Raw genomic sequence first — 19,906 nt, forward strand, 5'->3', positions numbered from 1 at the left:
CTGCGATCTTTTGATCTTCAAAAACAACATCAAAAGATCGCAGCGTGCCGCAGCTCCTACAAGGGATTGGGTTGGGCTTGACTCTCGCGTGGCAAGCAGCCAACTTCACTCCCCACCGCCACGGCTAAAAAGCACCCCTTCATGTCCATGCCTTCCCTGCTCTCCCAGCACATCGTCCGTCGTCCGCAGCGTATCGCCCTGCTGCAACACATCGCCGAACAAGGCTCGATCACCCGCGCCGCAAAAAGCGCCGGTCTGAGCTACAAAGCCGCGTGGGACGCCATTGATGAGCTGAACAATCTGGCGCAGAAACCGTTGGTCGAACGTGCCGTCGGTGGCAAGGGCGGCGGTGGCGCCAAGCTGTCCAGCGAAGGCGAACGCGTGCTGCGCCTGTATCAAAAGCTGCAAGCCTTGCAGGCGCAGGTGCTGGAAGCGGCGGAAGACGCCAGCGATCTCGATCTGCTCGGCCGATTGATGCTGCGAACCAGCGCGCGCAATCAGTTGCACGGCAAAGTCATCGCCATCGAAGCGCAGGGCCGCAATGACCTGATCCGTCTGGAGCTGGCCGAAGGCTTGTGCCTCGACGCACAGATCACCCACGACAGCACCGTGCACCTTGAACTGCAAAACGGCACCGAAGTGGTCGCCCTGATCAAGGCTGGCTGGCTGGAATTGCTCACTGCTGAACAATCTGCAACGCCGGGACACAATCTCCTCACCGGCACCATCGAAGCGATCCTTGACGCCGAAGACGGCCCGAGTGAAGTGCGAATCTCCCTGCCCAACGGCCACACACTCTGCGCACTGGCTGAGCCGATGGATCTGCGCACTCGTGGGCTGACCGTCGAACAACCGGTGCAGGTGCAGTTCTCGCCGTCGAATGTGTTGATCGGTACGCCGCTCTAAATCGAGCCTGCAACAAAAACGTCATAGACCCTGATTAAGGTGGCTGCCAAACCAAGCAGGGAGCCTGACGTGAGCCTATTAGAAGAAAACCAATCCACTGACCTGGAAAAAATGGTCGGCCTCAGCCGTCGCGGCTTCATCAGCGCCGGCGCGTTGTGCGGCGCGGCGATGTTCCTTGGCGGTAACCTGCTGAGCCGCAGCGTGCTGGCCGCCAGCGTCAGCGCCGGCAACAGTCGCCTGCTCGGTTTCGACAGCATTCCCGCCGCGACCAGCGACGTCATCAGCCTGCCCAAAGGCTACAAATCTTCGGTGCTGATCAGTTGGGGCCAGCCGCTGAGCAAGAATGGCCCGGCCTTTGACCCGAGTGGCAACGGCAGCGCCGCCGCACAGGAAGTGCAGTTCGGCGACAACAACGACGGCATGAGCCTGTTCGCCTTCCCCGACGACAAAAACCGCGCGTTGATGGCGATCAACAACGAATACACCAACTATCGCTACCTCTACCCGCACGGCGGCATGCCGCAATCGGCCGAAGAAGTGCGCAAGGCGCTGGCCTGTGAAGGCGTGTCGGTGATTGAAGTGCAGCGCAAGAATGGTCACTGGCAGTTTGTTCAGGGCTCGCGCTACAACCGCCGCATTCACGGCAACTCGCCGTTGCGCATTGGCGGCCCGGCGGCTGGTCACGCGTTGCTGAAAACCAGCGCCGACCCGAGCGGCAAAAAAGTCCTCGGCACCTTTCAGAATTGCGCTAACGGCAAAACGCCGTGGGGCACTTACCTGACCTGCGAAGAGAACTTCACCGACTGTTTCGGCAGCAGCAACGCCGAGCTGAAATTCGACGCCGCGCAAAAACGCTACGGCGTGGTCGCCACCAGCAAAGAGATCAACTGGCACCCGCACGATCCGCGCTTCGACATGGCGAAGAATCCCAACGAGCTCAACCGTCACGGCTGGGTGGTCGAGATCGATCCGTTCGATCCGCAATCGACGCCGGTCAAACGCACCGCGCTGGGCCGCTTCAAACATGAAAACGCCGCACTGGCGGAAACCGCTGACGGCCACGCCGTGGTGTACATGGGCGACGACGAGCGCGGCGAGTTCATCTACAAATTCGTCAGCCGCGACAAGATCAACCACCGCAACGCCAAGGCCAATCGCGACATTCTCGATCACGGCACTTTGTACGTAGCCAAGTTCGACGCCGGCGACAGTAACCCCGACCACCCGAAAGGCCAGGGCCAGTGGATCGAACTGAGCCACGGCAAAAACGGCATCGACGCCAGCAGCGGTTTTGCCGATCAGGCCGAAGTGCTGATTCACGCGCGCCTCGCCGCCAGTGTCGTCGGTGCCACGCGCATGGATCGCCCGGAGTGGATCGTCGTTAGCCCCAAGGACGGCCAGGTTTATTGCACCCTGACCAACAACGCCAAACGTGGCGAAGACGGGCAACCGGTGGGCGGGCCGAACCCGCGTGAGAAGAATGTCTACGGGCAGATTCTGCGCTGGCGCACCGACCGTGATGATCACGGCTCGAACACCTTCGCCTGGGATCTGTTTGTGGTCGCCGGCAATCCGGGTGTGCACGCCGGGACTCCGAAGGGCGGTTCGTCGAACATCACCCCACAGAACATGTTCAACAGCCCCGATGGTTTGGGTTTTGACGATGCCGGGCGCTTGTGGATTCTGACTGACGGCGATTCGAGCAACGCCGGGGATTTTGCCGGGATGGGCAATAACCAGATGTTGTGCGCCGATCCTGTGACCGGTGAGATTCGCCGGTTTATGGTCGGGCCGATTGGTTGTGAGGTGACGGGGATCAGCTTCTCGCCGGATCAGAAGACGCTATTTGTCGGGATTCAGCATCCGGGGGAGAACGGTGGGTCGACGTTCCCTGAGCATTTGCCGAATGGCAAACCGCGGTCGTCGGTGATGGCGATTACCCGTGAGGATGACGGGATCGTCGGCGCCTGATAAACCGCTTTCGCGAGCAAGCCCGCTCCCACAGGGTCTGCAGTGTGCCAACTGTCTCATGCACACAGACGATCCATGTGGGAGCGGGCTTGCTCGCGAAGAGGCCCTTCCAGACACCAACCCCCTAAGGGCCTGCCATCTGCGCTACCATGCTGGGCCGGACGCGGCAGCCTGCTGCGCGCAGGAGTCAGCATGGCCCACCCGTTTGAAACCCTCACACCCGATCTCGTGCTCGATGCCGTTGAAAGCATCGGCTTCCTCAGTGATGCGCGCATTCTGGCGCTCAACAGCTACGAGAACCGCGTCTATCAGGTCGGCATCGAAGACTCCGAACCGCTGATCGCCAAGTTCTACCGCCCGCAACGCTGGACCAACGAAGCCATCCTCGAAGAACACAAATTCACCTTCGAGCTGGCCGACGTCGACATCCCGGTGGTTGCACCCATGATCCACAACGGCGAAACCCTGCACGAACACGCCGGTTTCCGCTTCACCCTGTTTCCGCGTCGTGGCGGCCGGGCGCCGGAGCCGGGCAATCTTGATCAGCTATATCGCCTCGGCCAGTTGCTCGGGCGGATTCACGCGGTCGGCGCGACCAAGCCGTTCGAACACCGTGAAGCGCTGGGCGTACAGAACTTCGGCCACGCCTCGCTGAACACTTTGCTCGAAGGCAATTTCATTCCGAAAAGTTTGCTGCCGGCTTATGAGTCGGTGGCTCGCGATCTGCTCAAGCGTGTCGAGGATGTCTACGCCGCGACGCCGCACCAGAACATCCGCATGCACGGCGATTGCCACCCCGGCAACATGATGTGCCGCGACGAGATGTTCCACATCGTCGACCTCGACGACTGCCGCATGGGCCCGGCGGTGCAGGACATCTGGATGATGCTCGCCGGCGACCGTCAGGAATGCCTCGGGCAGTTATCGGAATTGATGGATGGCTACAACGAATTTCACGATTTCGACCCGCGCGAACTGGCGCTGATCGAACCGCTGCGCGCCTTGCGCCTGATGCACTACAGCGCCTGGCTCGCGCGGCGCTGGGATGACCCGGCGTTCCCGCACAGTTTCCCGTGGTTCGGCACCGAGCGTTATTGGGGCGATCAGGTGTTGGCGTTGCGCGAACAACTGTCGGCCCTCAATGAAGAGCCGCTGAAGTTGTTCTGACACAGGAAAGGATCAGCGCGCCCACGGTGCCCGGCGCGAATCGTTGAGACCCAGCAGATAGCTGTCGCCACCCAACTGGCTCATCTGCTGGCGAATCCAGCCGGCGCGGCGCGACACGTAAGCGGTCGGATGGCTGGCGCTCCACACGCGCGGATTCGGCAGCACCGCCGCCAGATAACTCGCCTGCTGGCGCGATAGCGACTTGGCGCTCACGCCGAAATGATGACGGGCGGCGGCTTCAGCGCCGAACACACCGTCATCCCACTCGACGCTGTTCAGGTACACCTCAAGAATCCGCTGCTTGGGCCAGAACACCTCGATCAGCGCGGTGAACCAGGCTTCGAGGCCTTTGCGCAGATAACTGCGCCCTGCCCACAGAAACAGGTTTTTCGACACTTGCTGGCTCAAGGTGCTGGCGCCGCGAATCGAACCGCCGAGTTCGTTGTGCGCCAGTGCGGCCTGAATTGCGCTGAAATCAAAACCCCAGTGCTCGGGGAATTTCTGATCCTCGCCGGCCATGACCGCGACTTTGAGATCGTCGGAGATCTCGTCCCACGGCTTCCACGTGCGTTGCAGATCAATCGGCTCGCCGTCGACCCACGACTCGACCTTGCGCTCGACCATCAGCGCCGTGCCCGGCGGCGGTACGAAACGAAAGATCAGCACCAGCACGATGCTGCCACCCGCGAACCAGAGCAGGGCCTTCGTAAGACGACGGAAAATTGTACGCAGCATAGAGATGGCTTGGCCGAACCCGTGGAGCGGGCCATTATACAGACCCTGCCGATCGAGTCTGACTGGAGTTCTTCATGTTGCGTGGCTTTCTGCTGCTGGCCGCTTTCTTTGGTTTCACCGGTGTCGCGCTGGGCGCATTCGCCGCCCACGGCCTGAAAAACCGCCTGACGCCGGAATATCTGGCGATTTTCCACACCGGCGTCACCTATCAATTGGTGCACACCCTGGCGTTGTTCGGCGTTGCGCTACTGGCCACGCAGATTCAGGGCCGACTGGTCGCCTGGGCCGGCGTGTCCTTCACTGTCGGCATTCTGCTGTTCTCCGGCAGCCTGTACGTGCTGACCACCACCGGCATCAGCAAGCTCGGCATCATCACCCCGTTCGGCGGCCTGGCCTTCCTGATCGGCTGGCTGTGCCTGGGCCTCGCCGCGTGGCGCTTGCAACTGACCGCTTGACGCTTGGTGCTGACCTTTAGGTCATGATCGGGCTAGAATGCCAGCCCCTAAAAATGATGGCGGCATTGCGCATGCGCATTCAGTTGAACGGCGAATCCCTTGAACTGCCCGACGGTGAAACCGTTGCGGCCCTGATCACCCGTCTGGAACTGACCGGACGCCGGGTGGCAGTTGAACTCAATCTGGATATCGTCCCGCGCAGCCTGCATGCCGACACCACGCTCAACGACGGCGACAACGTTGAAGTGGTGCACGCCATCGGCGGCGGCTGATTGCCAGGCCCGCAAGGGCGCAGAATTCTGCAAGACCCTCACTCCTAAAGAGGATTCCCCATGAGCATCGTTCGTAGCGACAAGCCTTTTGTGCTGGCCGGTCGTACTTACCAGTCGCGTTTGCTGGTTGGTACCGGCAAGTACCGTGACATGGAAGAAACCCGTCAGGCCATCGAAGCCTCGGGTGCCGAGATCGTCACCTTCGCCGTGCGCCGCACCAACCTCGGTCAGATCGAAGGCGAGCCGAACCTGCTCGACGTGTTGTCGCCGGAGCGCTACACCTTCCTGCCGAACACCGCCGGTTGCTACGACGCCATCGAAGCCGTGCGCACCTGCCGCCTGGCCCGTGAGCTGCTCGACGGTCACAACCTGGTGAAGCTGGAAGTCCTGGCTGACCAGAAGACCCTGTTCCCTAACGTCATCGAGACCCTCAAGGCTGCCGAAACGCTGGTCAAAGAAGGTTTCGACGTGATGGTTTACACCAGCGATGACCCGATCATCGCCCGTCAACTGGCAGAAATCGGCTGCATCGCGGTGATGCCGCTGGCCGGTCTGATCGGTTCCGGTCTGGGGATCTGCAACCCGTACAACCTGCAGATCATCCTCGAAGAAGCCAAGATCCCTGTGTTGGTCGATGCCGGTGTCGGCACTGCGTCCGACGCAACCATCGCCATGGAACTGGGTTGCGATGCGGTGCTGATGAACTCGGCCATCGCCCATGCCCAGCAACCGGTGATGATGGCTGAAGCCATGAAACACGCCATCGTTGCAGGCCGTCTGGCCTACCTCGCTGGCCGTATGCCGAAAAAACTCTATGCCAGCGCCTCTTCGCCGCTGGATGGTCTGATCAAGTAAGAGCCATTGATGACTGAATCGAACGACACGCCTATCCAGCCGGAAGAAGGCGACGAGCGCCAACACCGCCGCATCAAGAGTTTCGTGATGCGTGCCGGGCGCATGACCGAAGGCCAGCAAAAAGGTCTGGATCAAGGCACCCCGCTGTTCGTGCTGCCGCTGGCTGACGCGCCGGTGGATTACGATCAAGTGTTCGGCCGTTCGGCACCGCGCTCGCTGGAGATCGGTTTCGGCATGGGCCACTCGCTGCTGGAAATGGCTGCAGCGGCACCGGATCAGGATTTCATCGGCGTTGAAGTTCACCGTCCGGGTGTTGGCGCGCTGCTCAATGGCGTGCTGACGCAGGGCCTGACCAACCTGCGGGTCTACGATTGCGACGCGATCGAAGTGCTCAACCGCTGCATCGCCGACAACAGCCTCGATCGCCTGATGCTGTTCTTCCCGGATCCGTGGCACAAGAGCCGTCACCACAAGCGTCGGATCGTTCAGGCGTCGTTCGCTGAACTGGTGCGCAGCAAGTTGAAAGTCGGCGGCATTCTGCACATGGCCACCGACTGGGAACCGTACGCTGAATACATGCTGGAAGTGATGAACGTCGCCCCGGGCTACCGCAACCTCGCCGAAGACGGCAAGTGCGTACCGCGCCCGGCCGAACGCCCGATCACCAAGTTCGAACGCCGCGGCGAACGTCTTGGCCACGGCGTGTGGGATCTGAAGTTCGAAAAACTGTCCTAAGCATCACGCGATGATCGTTCCCACGCTCTGCGTGGGAATGCTGCCCGGGACGCTCTGCGTCCCACAGCAGACGCAGAGCGTCCATTGAGGCATTCCCACGCGGAGCATGGGAACGATCAAAAGCGGCCGAAAGATCAGCGGCGGTCGGCGACTACGCCGATGAGGACGAGGACTACCAACAGCACTGGCGCCAGGCTGTAGTTGTTGAACTGGCTCAAGCCTTTGATCACCCACGGTGTCGCGTAGATCAGCGCCGCGCCGCTGCCGATCACGCACAGCAGCGCCATCAGCGGTACGCGCAAAGCGCCGGCGATGCTGCCCAGACGTTGCTCGACCCAGCCTTTGAAATCGGCGCCGAACAACACCAGTAGGCAACCCACCAGCGCCAGGGCGATTTCCGAGAGGTTGCTGCGGCTCCAGCGGGAGACGGTGGCGAGCAGGTCGAGTATCAAATCCATGGTTTTTCCTTAGGGCTGCCGTTGGGCGTTGGGCTCAGCTCAGAAATTTCTGCAGCAAATCGTTGAGGAACAATTGTCCGCGCTCGGTGGCCGCCAGACGTGACGGTTCGACCTGCAACAGACCGCTTTGTTCTGCATCTGCCCGGGCCTCGGCGAGACTATCGAGCGACAGCCCGGTGCGCTGCGGATAGAGCCGCGATTCCACGCCATCAGTCAGGCGCAACGCGTTCATCAAAAAGTCGAACGGCAGCTCATCATTGCTCAGCGATTTCTCGCCAGCCTGAAAGTTTTTCACCGGGTTCAGATAGTCCTTCGGCAACCGTGTCTTCCACGTCCGCACGATGCGCCCGTCCGGATGACTCAACTTGCCATGCGCGCCCGCACCGATGCCGATGAAGTCGCCAAAACTCCAGTAATTGAGGTTATGCCGCGCCGGTCGCCCGGCCTGTGCATAAGCCGACACTTCGTACTGCGCGTAACCGTGCTCGGCCAGCAGCGCCTGCCCGGCCTCTTGAATGTCCCACAGCGTGTCATCTTCCGGCAGCACCGGCGGCTGATTCCAGAACACGGTGTTCGGCTCCAGCGTCAGTTGATACCAGGAGATATGCGTCGGATTCAGCGCGATGGCCTGGCGCAGATCGCTCAAGGCATCGTCTAGCGACTGATCGGGCAAGCCGTGCATCAAATCGAGGTTGAAGTTATCGAATCCGGCCTGCCGCGCCATACCGGCCGCGCGCACCGCTTCGTCACCGTTGTGAATCCGTCCGAGGGCTTTGAGCTTTTCCTGCTGAAAGCTCTGGATACCGATAGACAGACGATTGATCCCCAGCTTGCGGTAGGCGACAAACTTCTCTTGCTCGAACGTGCCCGGATTGGCTTCCAGGGTGATTTCGATGTCGTCGGCAAACGGGATGCGCTGCTCGACGCCTTCGAGCAAACGCCCAAGCGCTTCAGCGCTGAACAGGCTCGGCGTACCGCCACCGAAGAAAATCGACGTCAGCTCTCGGCCATAAACCGCATGCAGATCCTGATCGAGATCGGCCAGCAAGGCGTCGACGTATTCCTGCTCCGGTAACACCGGGCTGGCGGTGTGCGAGTTGAAGTCGCAATACGGGCATTTGCGCACACACCACGGGATGTGGATGTACAGCGACAGGGGCGGCAGCGTTGGCAGCGGCGCCCGAGGCGAAGAAGCGGCGCCGCCGACAATCAGCGACGACGCAGAAGAGTCACGGGTCATTTCAAGCCCAGACGCTGGCGCAACAGATCCATTGCACGGGCGCGGTGGCTGATCTGGTTCTTGTCGGCCGGGCTCAGTTCGGCGCTGGACACATCACGCTCCGGCACCCAGAACAGTGGGTCATAACCGAAACCGTGCTCGCCACTGGCAGCGGTAAGAATGCGCCCGTGCCACAGGCCTTCGCAGAGGATCGGCAACGGATCATCGGCATGACGCACCAGCGCCAGCACGCACACGAACTGCGCACCGCGCTCGGCTTCCGGTACATCTTTCAGGGCGTCGAGCAGTTTGGCGTTGTTCGCCGCATCGCCCTTGCCGTCGGCATAACGCGCCGAATAGATGTCCGGCGCACCGCCAAGGAAATCCACCGCCAGACCGGAATCGTCGGCCAGCGCCGGTAGCCCGGAAATGCGTGCGGCGTTGCGTGCCTTGAGGATCGCGTTCTCGACGAACGACAGACCGGTTTCTTCCGGCTCGACCTTGCTCCACTCGCCAATCGAGCGCAGTTGCACCGATTCGCCGAGCATGGCCTGAAGTTCTTTGAGTTTGCCGGCGTTATGGCTGGCCAGTACGAGCTGCTTGATGTTCATTATTCGCCGGGAAAAAGTTCTTGGTTGAAATTGATGGTGTTGATCTTGTCGCCGTTCTGCACCTTGATTTCAAAGGTGCGGGTTTCCTGTTGTTCCACCGGGTATTGGGCGATGTAGTACACCGCGCCCTGTTCGGTGACCTGACGGAAATTCAGCGGCACGCTCTTGCTGGTCAGGTCTTTGACTGTGCCGGTGACGCTGGCGATCAGCGGTTTGCCGTCCTTGATCACCGAGACATTGATCACGCCTTGATTCTTGCTGCGGATCAGCTCCGCCGCTTTGGCGATGTCCGGTTGCAGGTACGTCGAGTTGAAAGTGTTGTAGTGCACCGTCACGTCGCCAAAGGTTTCCTGACGCTCACCCTTGATGACGTCGGCCGCCAGAGCGCTGGCGCTCAGGCAGGCAGTCAATAACAACAACGCTAAACGACCCATGATCGTGCTCCTCGAAATGGCGTGGCTCAGACCGCGACCTTGTGGTCGGCAAGCACCGGGCTGCTGACGCGGTAAATACCAATCTCACCTAATAGATTAGGCCATAGCTTACTGGCCCACCCGTGACGGTGCTGTTGATCCACGGCAAGCCGATCAATGACCTTCGCGTCACGTTCGCGGCAAAGTGCCTCAAAGTCTTCGAAGGTGCAGAAGTGGATGTTCGGCGTGTTGTACCAGGTGTACGGCAGAAATTCCGAAACCGGCATGCGCCCCTTGCTCGCCAGATACCAGCGGCAGCGCCAGTGGCCGAAGTTCGGGAAGGTGATGATGCACTGACGACCGACCCGCAGCATTTCGTCGAGGATCTTGTCCGGGTAGTGCACGGCTTGCAGGGCCTGGGTCATGACAACGATGTCGAAACTGTTGCTGGCGAAGTTGCCCAGGCCCTTGTCCAGATCCTGCTCGATGACGTTGACGCCTTTGGCCACGCACTGGGCGATGTTGTCGGCGTCGTTTTCCAGGCCATAACCGGTGACGTTCTTGTTGTCGCGCAGCCAGGTCAGCAGTTCGCCGTCACCGCAACCGAGGTCGAGGACGCGGCTGCCGGCGGGGATCCATTCCTGGATGATTTCCAGATCAGCTCTCATGGCTTTCTCACAACGTGATGCGGTTCATGTAATTGCCGAACGCCTGCAAGTAGCGCGGGATCGGAATCAGGAAGGCGTCGTGGCCCTGCGGCGCATCGATTTCCAGATAGCTGACGTCCTTGCGCGCCGCCATCAGCGCATCCACCAGTTCACGCGAACGCGCCGGGGAAAAACGCCAGTCGGTGGTGAACGACATCACGCAGAACTTGGCCGTGGCGTTTTCGAAGGTTTTCGCCAGATCATCGTCGAAGTTCGCCGCCGGATCGAAGTAATCCAGCGCCTTGGTCATCAACAGATAGGTGTTGGCGTCGAAGCGTCCGGAGAACTCTTCGCCTTGATAACGCAGGTAGCTTTCGACCTGAAACTCGACACTGTGGAAGTCGTAGTTAAGCTTCTCGCTCTTCAGGCCACGGCCGAATTTCTCGCCCATCGAATCGTCGGACAGGTACGTGATGTGCCCGACCATACGCGCCAGCATCAAGCCGCGCTTGGGGATCACGCCCGCTTCCTGGAACGAGCCGCCGTGGAATTCCGGATCCGTGAGGATCGCCTGACGCGCGACTTCGTTGAAGGCGATGTTCTGCGCCGACAGTTTGGGTGCCGAGGCGATGGCCAGGCAATGACGCACGCGATCTGGATAGGTGATCGTCCATTGCAGCGCCTGCATGCCGCCGAGGCTGCCGCCGATCACAGCCGCCCACTGGCCGATGCCGAGCAGGTCAGCGAGACGCGCCTGGCTGTGCACCCAATCTTCCACGGTGAGCACCGGGAAGTCGGCACCGAACGGTTTGCCGGTCTCCGGGTTGATGCTGCTCGGGCCGGTGGAGCCGTTGCAGCCGCCGAGGTTGTTCAGGCTGACCACGAAGAATTTATTGGTGTCGATCGGTTTGCCGGGGCCGATGCAGCTGTCCCACCAACCGGGTTTACGGTCGTCGACGCTGTGATAGCCCGCGGCGTGGTGGTGGCCGGACAAGGCGTGGCAAATCAGCACGGCGTTGCTCGCTTGCGCGTTCAGCGTGCCGTAGGTTTCGTAGATCAGGTCATAGGCGGCCAGCGACCGGCCACAGGCCAAGGCCAGCGGTTCGCTGAAGTGCGCGGTTTGCGGCGTCACCAGACCAACAGAATCGGGGGGAAAGGCAGTTGGCATCGACCCTGCTCTCGTTGAAATGAGGCGTAAGTCTAAAGACCGGGGGGGTTAGCGGCAAGCAACTACCTGCGCTCGTTCCCACGCTCTGCGTGGGAATGCCTCATTGGACGCTCCGCGTCCGCTTCGGCGGGGGACGCGGAGCGTCCCGGGATGCATTCCCACGCGGAGCGTGGGAACGATCAGCGCACCAGGTCAGGCAAATCCGGCAACTTCTTCGGCGAGCAAATCTTCACTCGCTTCTGCCGGTTTAGCTCACCACTGAGCAAACTCACCTGACTCTTCGAAACCCCAAACGCCTTGGCCAGAAAGCCCATCAGATAAGCATTGGCCTTGCCCTCGACCGGCGGCGCGGTCAGGCGAATCTTCAAACGATCACCGTGCAGCCCGGCGAAATCATCGCTACGGGCTGCCGGTTGCAGGTGACACTCGAGGATCAAGTCGTCACCGTCCCATCGAAACCAGCTCACATCAGCAGACGGAGGATTTCCGGCATCATCGTCATCGCCGCCAGATTGTTGATCACCAGCATGTCGATCAGCTTCAGCGCGAGGAAGGCGAAGATCGGCGACAGATCCAGACCGCCAAGGTTTGGCAGGATTTTGCGGAACGGCGCCAATGCCGGTTCGCAGATCTGATTAACCAGCTCAGCACCCGGATTGTGGCTGCCCGGCGCGACCCACGACAGAATCACGCTGATGATCAGGGCGAAGAAGAAAATCTTCAGGAACAGCGCGGTCACGCCGATGATCGACCAGATAAACAGTTGCAGCGGGTTACCGGTGGTGCCGTACGTCAGCAGCAGGGTCAGCGCCATCAGCGCCAGTTGCACCAGAATTGCCAATACCAGCGAGGACATGTCCAGACCGAACACGCTCGGAATGATCCGGCGCAGCGGCTTGAGCAGAGGCTGGGTCGCTTTGACGATGAACTGGCACAGCGGGTTGTAGAAATTCGCCCGCACCAGTTGCAGCACGAAACGCAGCAGCACGATCAGCAGGTACAGACTGCCGAGGGTTTGCAGCACGTAAACCGCTGCAGTGTTCAATCCAATCATGTAAGGCTCCTTATTTGCCCAGTTGTTCGGCCATTTCGGCCGAGCGGTGCGCGGCGGCGCCGAGTGCGGTTTCGACCAGGGCTTCGAAGCCATTGGCCTGGAATGATTTGATCGCGGCTTCAGTGGTGCCATTTGGCGAGGTCACCCGGCGACGCAGTTCGGCAGCGTCGACATCGCTTGCGACGGCCATGTGCGCGGCGCCCAATGCGGTTTGCAGCGTCAGTTGTTCAGCAACTTGCTTCGGAAGACCGAGTTTGACGCCGGCAGCGGTCATCGCTTCGATCAGCAGGAAGAAGTACGCCGGGCCGGAACCGGACACTGCCGTCACCGCATCCAGTTGCTGTTCTTCGTTCAGCCACAGCGCGATGCCGACGGCGGACAGCAGCTCTTCAGCCTGCTGACGCTGCTCGGCAGTCACTTCGCTGGTCGCATACAAACCGCTGACGCCCTGACGCAGCAGCGCCGGGGTGTTCGGCATGCAGCGCACGATCGGCTGCTCGCCCAACCAAGCGGTCATGCTGGCGCAGGTGATGCCGGCGGCAATCGACACCACCAGTTGATTCGGTTTCAGGCTCGGGCGAATCGCTTCGCACACGGTTTTCATGGCTTGCGGCTTGACCGCCAGCACGATCACGTCGACGCCGTCGATGGCTTGAGCGTTGTCGGCAAACGTTTCGATGCCGTGCTCAGCGCTAACCTTGGCGCGGGTTTCTTCGCCCGGATCGCTGGCACGGATGTGTGCAGCGTCCAGACCTTTGGCGCGCAGGCCGCCGATCAAACTGGCCGCCATGTTGCCCGCACCGATAAACGCAATACGTGTGTTGCTCATGTGTGGTCCTTATCTGCAAACGTTCAAGATTGGGAATAGTCGCGGGCGCCAAACAGGGCCGTACCGATACGCACCCAAGTGGCGCCTTGGGCGATGGCCGACTCAAGGTCGTGGCTCATGCCCATGGAAAGTGTGTCGAGCGGCAAATCGAGGCTCGCCTGCAATTTCTGCACGGCGGCGAAGGCCGCGTCTTGCTCGGCGCGGTCGTCGGTCGGCTCGGGAATCGCCATCAAGCCGCGCAGTTTCATGCGCGGCAAAGCGCTGATGGCCGCGGCCAATGCCGGCAGATCGTCAGGCGTGCAGCCGGATTTACTCGCCTCACCGCTGACGTTGACCTGAATGCAGATGTTCAGCGGCGGCAGTTCGGCCGGGCGCTGTTCGGACAGACGTTGAGCGATTTTCAGGCGATCCACGGAGTGCACCCAGTCGAAATGCTCGGCAATCGCGCGAGTCTTGTTCGATTGAATGGGGCCGATGAAGTGCCAGATCAAGGGCAGGTCAGCCAGTTCGAGCTGTTTGCTCAAGGCTTCCTGCAGGTAGTTCTCACCAAAGTCGCGCAGGCCGGCGGCATACGCTTCGCGCAGGGCCTGGGCCGGTTTGGTCTTGCTCACGGCGAGCAACTGGACGCTGTTTTCAGGACGGTGTGCGGCTTGGGTCGCGGTCTGGATGCGCGAACCAACGTGGGAAATGTTGTCTGCTATCGTGGACATCAAGAGGCGCCAGCGGTCTGAAGGTTCGCGGCATTCTACTGGAATTGAGGAACGCTATGGATATCACTGAACTGCTGGCCTTCAGCGCCAAACAAGGCGCGTCCGACCTGCACCTGTCGGCCGGTCTGCCGCCGATGATCCGCGTCGACGGCGATGTGCGGCGGATCAATCTGCCGCCGCTGGATCACAAGCAAGTGCACGAACTGATCTACGACATCATGAACGACACCCAGCGGGTCGACTTCGAGAAACATCTGGAAACCGACTTTTCCTTCGAAGTCCCCGGCGTGGCGCGCTTTCGGGTCAATGCCTTCAACCAGAACCGTGGCGCCGGCGCCGTATTCCGTACCATTCCGTCAAAAGTGCTGAGCATGGACGACCTCGCCATGGGCGATGTTTTCCGCAAGATCACCGACGCGCCGCGCGGGCTGGTACTGGTCACCGGGCCGACCGGCTCGGGCAAGTCGACCACGCTGGCGGCGATGATCGATTACCTCAACAACCGTCGCCATCACCACATCCTGACCATCGAAGACCCGATCGAATTCGTTCACGAATCGCGCAAATGTTTAATCAATCAGCGCGAAGTCCACCGCGATACGCGCAGTTTCGCCACGGCATTACGCTCAGCGTTAAGGGAGGACCCGGACGTGATTCTCGTCGGTGAGATGCGCGACCTGGAAACCATTCGCCTGGCGCTGACCGCTGCTGAAACCGGGCATCTGGTGTTCGGCACCCTGCACACCACGTCGGCAGCGAAAACCATCGACCGGGTGGTGGACGTGTTCCCCGGTGACGAGAAATCGATGGTGCGCTCAATGCTCTCGGAGTCCTTGCTGGCGGTGGTCTCACAGACGCTGATCAAGAAGATCGGCGGCGGTCGGGTCGCGGCGCACGAGATCATGCTTGGTACATCGGCAATCCGTAATTTGATCCGCGAAGACAAAGTCGCGCAGATGTATTCGGCGATTCAGACCGGTGGCTCGCTGGGCATGCAGACCCTCGACATGTGCCTGAAAGATTTGGTGAGCAAAGGCTTGATCAGCCGCGAGCATGCGCGGGAGAAAGCGCGGACGCCGGATAATATCTGATCGCTTTTATTCAGCCTCCCCGGTGGAGGCTCAATCCTTCGTTCACACATTCCTGACCAATCAGCTACGGCATTCGCTGGCAAACCTCCTTACAATCCCCTCCTTTGTTAGCTGCCTAAGCAAGGATTCTGCATGCAAGCTGCCAACCCGCGTCGCGGGTATATTCTGGGCCTCACGGCCTACATCATCTGGGGCCTGTTCCCGATCTATTTCAAAGCCATCGCCGAAGTACCGGCAGTCGAGATCATCATCCATCGGGTGCTGTGGTCGGCACTGTTCGGCGCGTTGCTGCTGATGGTGTGGAAACACCCGGGCTGGCTGCGCGAGTTGCTCGACAACCCCAAGCGTCTGGCGATTCTGGCCTTGAGCGGCACGCTGATCGCGGCCAACTGGCTGACGTATGTGTGGTCGGTGAACAACGGACGCATGCTGGAAGCGAGCCTCGGCTACTACATCAACCCGCTGGTCAACGTGTTGCTGGGGATGATGATTCTCGGCGAGCGTCTGCGGCGGATGCAGTGGATTGCGGTTGGGCTGGCCGCGGTGGGTGTGGCGCAGCAGGTCTGGCAGGTCGGCAGTCTGCCGTGGGTGTCGCTGGTGCTGGCGCTGACCTTCGGTTTTTATGGGCTGATCCGCAAACAGGCGCCAGTCAAGGCGTTGCCGGGTCTGGTGGTGGAAACCTGGATGCTGGTGCCGATTGCCATCGCCTGGCTGTTGTTCAACCAGACCGCAACCAGCGCGCAACCTGAGTTCTGGACAACCTCGCAAGCCTGGTGGCTGGTCGCCGCCGGCCCGGTGACGCTGGTGCCGCTGGTGTGTTTCAACGCAGCCGCGCGGCATTTGCCCTACACCACGCTGGGCTTCCTGCAATACCTCGCGCCGACGCTGGTTCTGCTGCAAGCGGTGCTGCTGTTTGGCGAGCACTTGTCGTCCAGCACGCTGGTGGCGTTCATGTTTATTTGGGCCGGTCTGGCAGTGTACAGCGTCGATGCGTGGATAAGTTTGCGCCGGCGCAGCTGATCAAAAAACACACAAACCTCCGCAGGCCACGGTTCTCGTGGCCTGCAACGTTCCTTCCCAAGGTTATCCACAGCGTGATCCCCGCAGTTTGTGTGCAAGTCACTGAATGCTGGCGGTTTTTTGATCAACTCCAGCAAAGCCACGGCGGGCGTGGCGTTGCGCGCAGTCTCTACAGGTTATCCACAGGCAGGTGCACGTTAAAACTGGATAACCTGATTGGCGCTTAAAGGTCTGTGCGTAACACCAGTTCAACCATCAAGTCATCGGCCAGGGTTTCCAGGCGTGACTGCAACACGTCGAGTGACAAGGTTAACGGCACGGCGAGAATCGCTTCGGCGTGGAACAGTGGCTCGCTGCTCATCGGCGCCGGACGTACTTCGGTCACCAGCCGTTCGAGGTTCACGCCCTGCTCGCTGAGCAAACGGGTGATGTCGCGCACAATCCCCGGACGGTCGTTGCCCACCAGTTCCATGGCGATCGGTTTCCAGGTGCAGGATTGTTCGATACCGCTTTCAGCGATCAACACGCGAATGCCGTGAGTCGACAATGCTTGTAGGGCATCGACCAATTCGTCGTAAGCCTCTGCCGGCACGCCCACCCGCAAAATCCCGGCAAACTGCCCGGCCATCCGCGACATGCGACTTTCCAGCCAGTTACCGCCGTGCTCGGCAATGCATTGGGCAATGCGCTCGACCTGCCCGGGCTTGTCCGGGGCGAAAACGGTGAGTACGAGATGATCCATGGCGCCGCCCTCTTGTCATGACTGTTGTTATAGAAGGGGAAGTATAGGCAAGGGCGTTGATTCAGCCTGACCCGACCTGCCTTGCTGGAAAACTGGGTTTGGGTTTGGGTTTGGGCATGAAGCTGTGGCGAGGGGATTTATCCCCGTCCGGCTGCGCAGCAGTCGTAAATCCTGCCAACTCGGTTTACCTGCCAGAACGCAGGGGGCGGCTTCGCCACCCAACGGGGATAAATCCCCTCGCCACAATTGCCCCCACCACCAAGCCCTATGTGACAGATGCCATAGCAGCCAAATAGTATTTATGTGTACAACTTTTGATATTTAGCTGGAACAATCCAATGGTTTTTTGAGAACATCCCGTTCCGCGATGTGACCGCAATGCGACATGAGGTCGCAGAACGACGTAATTAGTCTGATTTTCACAAGCGCAACTCATCATGTAGTATGCCGCAGCGCGCACTACATAACGCTGAACCGATGTCTGCCCGAAGCCTGTTCGCAACCCTGAAAGCCCCGTCAGCAAGGCCCCAAGCCGTTGATTGGTCCCAGCCCAGCCGCCAGCAATGGCATGTACTGGTCGGCAGGTTTGTGGTTTAAATGGCCCAGAGGCTTCATTGTCAAAATTGAAGAGCTGAAAAGCGAAATAGCTGAGCAGAGTGAGGCAAGCAATGACTGAACACGTTCAAGTCGGTGGCCTGCAGGTCGCCAAAGTCCTGTTCGACTTCGTGAACAACGAAGCCATTCCCGGTACCGGCCTCACCGCCGAAAAATTCTGGGAAGGTGCCGACAAGGTCATTCATGACCTGGCGCCGAAGAACAAAGCCCTACTCGCCAAACGCGATGACTTCCAGGCTCGTATTGACGCCTGGCATCAGGAACGCAACGGTCAGGCGCACGACGCCGTGGCCTACAAAGCCTTCCTGCAAGAAATCGGTTATCTGCTGCCAGAAGCGGCTGATTTCCAGGCAACGACCCAAAACGTCGATGATGAAATCGCCCGTACCGCCGGCCCGCAACTCGTTGTGCCGGTGATGAACGCTCGCTTCGCTCTCAATGCTTCGAACGCCCGCTGGGGTTCGCTGTATGACGCCCTCTACGGCACCGACGCGATCAGCGAAGAAGGTGGCGCGGAAAAAGGCAAAGGCTACAACAAGGTGCGTGGCGACAAAGTCATCGCCTTCGCCCGTGCGTTCCTCGACGAAGCCGCGCCATTGGCGGCTGGCTCCCACGTTGATTCGACCGGCTACAAAATCGCCGACGGCAAACTGGTGGTCACCCTCAAGGGCGGCAGCAACAGTGGCCTGCGCGACGATGCACAACTGATCGGTTTCCAGGGCGACGCCAACGCACCAATCGCGATCCTGCTGAAACACAACGGTCTGCATTTCGAAATCCAGGTCGACGCTACTACCCCGGTTGGCCAGACCGACCCGGCCGGCGTCAAAGACATCCTGATGGAAGCCGCGCTGACCACCATCATGGACTGCGAAGACTCCGTGGCCGCCGTCGATGCTGACGACAAAGTGGTGATCTACCGCAACTGGCTCGGCCTGATGAAGGGCGACCTGTCGGAATCCGTGTCCAAGGGCGGCCAGACCTTCACCCGCACCATGAACCCGGATCGCACCTACGCCGCGCCAAATGGCGGTGAAGTGACGCTACACGGTCGTTCGCTGTTGTTCGTGCGTAACGTTGGTCACCTGATGACCATCGACGCGATCCTCGACAAAGACGGTAACGAAGTGCCGGAAGGCATCCTCGACGGTCTGGTCACTTGCCTCGCGGCGATGCACAACCTCAACGGCAACACCTCGCGTCGCAACACCCGTACCGGTTCGGTCTACATCGTTAAACCGAAGATGCACGGCCCGGAAGAAGCGGCGTTCACCAACGAGCTGTTCGGTCGCATCGAAGACGTGCTGGGCCTGAAGCGCAACACCCTGAAAGTCGGGATCATGGACGAGGAGCGCCGCACCACGGTCAACCTCAAGGCCTGCATCCAGGCGGCCAGCGAGCGCGTGGTGTTCATCAACACCGGTTTCCTCGACCGCACCGGCGACGAAATCCACACCTCCATGGAAGCCGGCCCGGTTGTACGCAAGGCTGACATGAAGGCTGAGAAGTGGATCGGCGCTTACGAAAACTGGAACGTCGATATCGGTCTGAGCACCGGCCTGCAAGGTCGCGCGCAAATCGGTAAAGGCATGTGGGCGATGCCGGATCTGATGGCCGCGATGCTTGAGCAGAAAATCGCGCACCCATTGGCTGGCGCCAACACCGCTTGGGTTCCATCGCCGACTGCCGCTGCACTGCACGCGCTGCATTACCACAAGGTTGACGTGTTCGCCCGTCAGGCCGAACTGGCCAAACGTGCTCGCGCGTCGGTCGACGACATCCTGACCATCCCGCTGGCGGTCAACCCGAACTGGACGCCAGAGCAGATCAAGAACGAACTGGACAACAATTCCCAGGGCATTCTCGGTTACGTGGTGCGCTGGATCGACCAGGGTGTGGGTTGCTCGAAAGTGCCGGACATCAATGACGTCGGCCTGATGGAAGACCGTGCCACGCTGCGTATCTCCAGCCAGCACATTGCCAACTGGCTGCGCCACGGCGTGGTCACCGAAGCGCAAGTGATGGAAAGCCTCAAGCGCATGGCGCCAGTGGTTGACCGTCAAAACGCCAACGACCCGCTGTACCGTCCGCTGGCCCCGAACTTCGACAGCAACATCGCCTTCCAGGCGGCGGTCGAACTGGTGGTCGAAGGCACCAAGCAGCCGAACGGTTACACCGAGCCGGTTCTGCACCGTCGTCGTCGCGAGTTCAAGGCGGCTAACGGCCTGTAAAT

At 60.4% G+C, this 19,906-nt stretch carries 22 protein-coding genes; 10 read left to right on the plus strand and 12 right to left on the minus strand.

Annotation, left to right across the window (positions count from 1 at the left end):
- Window positions 1–141: 141 nt before the first annotated feature.
- From GVL50_RS24820 to GVL50_RS24830, 3 genes are all read left to right on the plus strand, one after another.
- Window positions 142–906: a TOBE domain-containing protein gene (locus GVL50_RS24820; protein ID WP_159815399.1), complete on the plus strand. Its 765-nt coding sequence runs from the start codon at window positions 142–144 to the stop codon at window positions 904–906.
- 69 nt (window positions 907–975) lie between these two features.
- Window positions 976–2,877: a PhoX family phosphatase gene (locus GVL50_RS24825; RefSeq protein WP_159815400.1), complete on the plus strand. Its 1,902-nt coding sequence runs from the start codon at window positions 976–978 to the stop codon at window positions 2,875–2,877.
- 192 nt (window positions 2,878–3,069) lie between these two features.
- Window positions 3,070–4,044 carry a serine/threonine protein kinase gene (locus GVL50_RS24830; RefSeq protein WP_053124475.1) on the plus strand — a complete coding sequence of 325 codons (975 nt, stop codon included), beginning with the start codon at window positions 3,070–3,072 and terminating at the stop codon, window positions 4,042–4,044.
- 12 nt (window positions 4,045–4,056) lie between these two features.
- On the opposite strand, the gene mtgA is transcribed toward GVL50_RS24830, so the two are convergent.
- The gene (gene mtgA, locus GVL50_RS24835; protein WP_008083830.1) at window positions 4,057–4,779 is read right to left on the minus strand and encodes a monofunctional biosynthetic peptidoglycan transglycosylase; all 723 of its coding nucleotides are present in this window, start codon (window positions 4,777–4,779) and stop codon (window positions 4,057–4,059) included.
- A 74-nt stretch (window positions 4,780–4,853) separates the two neighbouring features.
- On the opposite strand from mtgA, the gene GVL50_RS24840 reads away from it, so the two are divergent.
- The 4 genes from GVL50_RS24840 (at window position 4,854) to trmB (ending at window position 7,096) form a co-directional block, all read left to right on the plus strand.
- Window positions 4,854–5,234 carry a DUF423 domain-containing protein gene (locus GVL50_RS24840; RefSeq protein ID WP_053124477.1) on the plus strand — a complete coding sequence of 127 codons (381 nt, stop codon included), beginning with the start codon at window positions 4,854–4,856 and terminating at the stop codon, window positions 5,232–5,234.
- 71 nt (window positions 5,235–5,305) lie between these two features.
- Complete coding sequence (gene thiS / locus GVL50_RS24845; protein WP_178116854.1) at window positions 5,306–5,506, plus strand: sulfur carrier protein ThiS; 201 nt, start codon at window positions 5,306–5,308, stop codon at window positions 5,504–5,506.
- A gap of 60 nt (window positions 5,507–5,566) precedes the next feature.
- Window positions 5,567–6,361: a thiazole synthase gene (locus tag GVL50_RS24850; RefSeq protein WP_007913621.1), complete on the plus strand. Its 795-nt coding sequence runs from the start codon at window positions 5,567–5,569 to the stop codon at window positions 6,359–6,361.
- 9 nt (window positions 6,362–6,370) lie between these two features.
- Window positions 6,371–7,096: a tRNA (guanosine(46)-N7)-methyltransferase TrmB gene (gene trmB, locus GVL50_RS24855; RefSeq protein ID WP_159815401.1), complete on the plus strand. Its 726-nt coding sequence runs from the start codon at window positions 6,371–6,373 to the stop codon at window positions 7,094–7,096.
- Between the two features lie 134 nt (window positions 7,097–7,230).
- Here trmB and GVL50_RS24860 read toward each other — a convergent pair whose 3' ends face one another.
- The 10 genes from GVL50_RS24860 to GVL50_RS24905 all read right to left on the minus strand — a co-directional run bounded on the left by GVL50_RS24860 (window position 7,231) and on the right by GVL50_RS24905 (window position 14,205).
- Window positions 7,231–7,554, minus strand: coding sequence for a DUF3392 domain-containing protein (locus tag GVL50_RS24860; protein ID WP_007913629.1), 324 nt, complete (start codon window positions 7,552–7,554; stop codon window positions 7,231–7,233).
- Between the two features lie 34 nt (window positions 7,555–7,588).
- A complete protein-coding gene (gene hemW / locus GVL50_RS24865; protein ID WP_159815402.1) occupies window positions 7,589–8,794 on the minus strand; it encodes a radical SAM family heme chaperone HemW in 1,206 nt (401 codons plus the stop codon).
- Window positions 8,791–9,384 carry an RdgB/HAM1 family non-canonical purine NTP pyrophosphatase gene (gene rdgB / locus GVL50_RS24870; protein WP_371926033.1) on the minus strand — a complete coding sequence of 198 codons (594 nt, stop codon included), beginning with the start codon at window positions 9,382–9,384 and terminating at the stop codon, window positions 8,791–8,793. The genes hemW and rdgB overlap by 4 nt, the downstream gene beginning before the upstream one ends.
- Window positions 9,384–9,818 carry a DUF4426 domain-containing protein gene (locus GVL50_RS24875; protein WP_053124482.1) on the minus strand — a complete coding sequence of 145 codons (435 nt, stop codon included), beginning with the start codon at window positions 9,816–9,818 and terminating at the stop codon, window positions 9,384–9,386. Before GVL50_RS24875 ends, rdgB begins: the two co-directional genes overlap by 1 nt.
- A gap of 26 nt (window positions 9,819–9,844) precedes the next feature.
- Entirely contained in the window at window positions 9,845–10,465 is a 621-nt protein-coding gene (gene metW / locus GVL50_RS24880; protein WP_053124483.1) for a methionine biosynthesis protein MetW, read from the minus strand.
- Window positions 10,466–10,472: 7 nt separating this feature from the next.
- Window positions 10,473–11,612, minus strand: a complete 1,140-nt coding sequence (locus GVL50_RS24885) for a homoserine O-acetyltransferase (RefSeq protein WP_053124485.1) — start codon at window positions 11,610–11,612, stop codon at window positions 10,473–10,475.
- 179 nt (window positions 11,613–11,791) lie between these two features.
- Window positions 11,792–12,079 (minus strand): DUF167 domain-containing protein, encoded by a 288-nt coding sequence (locus tag GVL50_RS24890; RefSeq protein WP_095121519.1) that lies wholly within the window; start codon window positions 12,077–12,079, stop codon window positions 11,792–11,794.
- Window positions 12,076–12,666 (minus strand): YggT family protein, encoded by a 591-nt coding sequence (locus GVL50_RS24895; RefSeq protein WP_064116268.1) that lies wholly within the window; start codon window positions 12,664–12,666, stop codon window positions 12,076–12,078. Before GVL50_RS24895 ends, GVL50_RS24890 begins: the two co-directional genes overlap by 4 nt.
- 10 nt (window positions 12,667–12,676) lie before the next feature.
- On the minus strand, window positions 12,677–13,495 hold the full coding sequence (proC, locus tag GVL50_RS24900; protein WP_159815403.1) for a pyrroline-5-carboxylate reductase: 819 nt from the start codon (window positions 13,493–13,495) through the stop codon (window positions 12,677–12,679).
- Between the two features lie 23 nt (window positions 13,496–13,518).
- Window positions 13,519–14,205 (minus strand): YggS family pyridoxal phosphate-dependent enzyme, encoded by a 687-nt coding sequence (locus GVL50_RS24905; RefSeq protein WP_159815404.1) that lies wholly within the window; start codon window positions 14,203–14,205, stop codon window positions 13,519–13,521.
- A 56-nt stretch (window positions 14,206–14,261) separates the two neighbouring features.
- On the opposite strand from GVL50_RS24905, the gene GVL50_RS24910 reads away from it, so the two are divergent.
- Both GVL50_RS24910 and rarD read left to right on the plus strand, forming a co-directional pair.
- A complete protein-coding gene (locus GVL50_RS24910) occupies window positions 14,262–15,296 on the plus strand; it encodes a type IV pilus twitching motility protein PilT (RefSeq protein ID WP_159815405.1) in 1,035 nt (344 codons plus the stop codon).
- A gap of 132 nt (window positions 15,297–15,428) precedes the next feature.
- On the plus strand, window positions 15,429–16,316 hold the full coding sequence (gene rarD, locus GVL50_RS24915) for an EamA family transporter RarD (protein ID WP_053124495.1): 888 nt from the start codon (window positions 15,429–15,431) through the stop codon (window positions 16,314–16,316).
- 223 nt (window positions 16,317–16,539) lie between these two features.
- On the opposite strand, the gene GVL50_RS24920 is transcribed toward rarD, so the two are convergent.
- Window positions 16,540–17,058: a glycine cleavage system protein R gene (locus GVL50_RS24920; protein WP_053124497.1), complete on the minus strand. Its 519-nt coding sequence runs from the start codon at window positions 17,056–17,058 to the stop codon at window positions 16,540–16,542.
- Window positions 17,059–17,726: 668 nt separating this feature from the next.
- Between GVL50_RS24920 and GVL50_RS24925 the strand changes: the two genes are divergently transcribed.
- A complete protein-coding gene (locus GVL50_RS24925) occupies window positions 17,727–19,904 on the plus strand; it encodes a malate synthase G (RefSeq protein WP_159815406.1) in 2,178 nt (725 codons plus the stop codon).
- Window positions 19,905–19,906: the final 2 nt, after the last annotated feature.

This window comes from Pseudomonas sp. 18058 (assembly GCF_902706155.1).
Taxonomy (GTDB): Bacteria; Pseudomonadota; Gammaproteobacteria; order Pseudomonadales; family Pseudomonadaceae; genus Aquipseudomonas; species Aquipseudomonas rustica.

Coding starts and splice junctions, on each gene's coding strand:
- rarD (WP_053124495.1), top strand. CDS start 15,429: ATGCAAGCTGCCAACCCGCGTCGCGGGTATATTCTGGGCCTCACGGCC.
- GVL50_RS24885 (WP_053124485.1), bottom strand. CDS start 11,612: ATGCCAACTGCCTTTCCCCCCGATTCTGTTGGTCTGGTGACGCCGCAA.
- GVL50_RS24875 (WP_053124482.1), bottom strand. CDS start 9,818: ATGGGTCGTTTAGCGTTGTTGTTATTGACTGCCTGCCTGAGCGCCAGC.
- GVL50_RS24830 (WP_053124475.1), top strand. CDS start 3,070: ATGGCCCACCCGTTTGAAACCCTCACACCCGATCTCGTGCTCGATGCC.
- hemW (WP_159815402.1), bottom strand. CDS start 8,794: ATGACCCGTGACTCTTCTGCGTCGTCGCTGATTGTCGGCGGCGCCGCT.
- GVL50_RS24905 (WP_159815404.1), bottom strand. CDS start 14,205: ATGTCCACGATAGCAGACAACATTTCCCACGTTGGTTCGCGCATCCAG.
- mtgA (WP_008083830.1), bottom strand. CDS start 4,779: ATGCTGCGTACAATTTTCCGTCGTCTTACGAAGGCCCTGCTCTGGTTC.
- GVL50_RS24895 (WP_064116268.1), bottom strand. CDS start 12,666: ATGATTGGATTGAACACTGCAGCGGTTTACGTGCTGCAAACCCTCGGC.
- GVL50_RS24925 (WP_159815406.1), top strand. CDS start 17,727: ATGACTGAACACGTTCAAGTCGGTGGCCTGCAGGTCGCCAAAGTCCTG.
- rdgB (WP_371926033.1), bottom strand. CDS start 9,384: ATGAACATCAAGCAGCTCGTACTGGCCAGCCATAACGCCGGCAAACTC.
- proC (WP_159815403.1), bottom strand. CDS start 13,495: ATGAGCAACACACGTATTGCGTTTATCGGTGCGGGCAACATGGCGGCC.
- thiS (WP_178116854.1), top strand. CDS start 5,306: ATGCGCATTCAGTTGAACGGCGAATCCCTTGAACTGCCCGACGGTGAA.
- metW (WP_053124483.1), bottom strand. CDS start 10,465: ATGAGAGCTGATCTGGAAATCATCCAGGAATGGATCCCCGCCGGCAGC.
- GVL50_RS24910 (WP_159815405.1), top strand. CDS start 14,262: ATGGATATCACTGAACTGCTGGCCTTCAGCGCCAAACAAGGCGCGTCC.
- GVL50_RS24820 (WP_159815399.1), top strand. CDS start 142: ATGTCCATGCCTTCCCTGCTCTCCCAGCACATCGTCCGTCGTCCGCAG.
- GVL50_RS24860 (WP_007913629.1), bottom strand. CDS start 7,554: ATGGATTTGATACTCGACCTGCTCGCCACCGTCTCCCGCTGGAGCCGC.
- GVL50_RS24850 (WP_007913621.1), top strand. CDS start 5,567: ATGAGCATCGTTCGTAGCGACAAGCCTTTTGTGCTGGCCGGTCGTACT.
- GVL50_RS24840 (WP_053124477.1), top strand. CDS start 4,854: ATGTTGCGTGGCTTTCTGCTGCTGGCCGCTTTCTTTGGTTTCACCGGT.
- trmB (WP_159815401.1), top strand. CDS start 6,371: ATGACTGAATCGAACGACACGCCTATCCAGCCGGAAGAAGGCGACGAG.
- GVL50_RS24920 (WP_053124497.1), bottom strand. CDS start 17,058: ATGGATCATCTCGTACTCACCGTTTTCGCCCCGGACAAGCCCGGGCAG.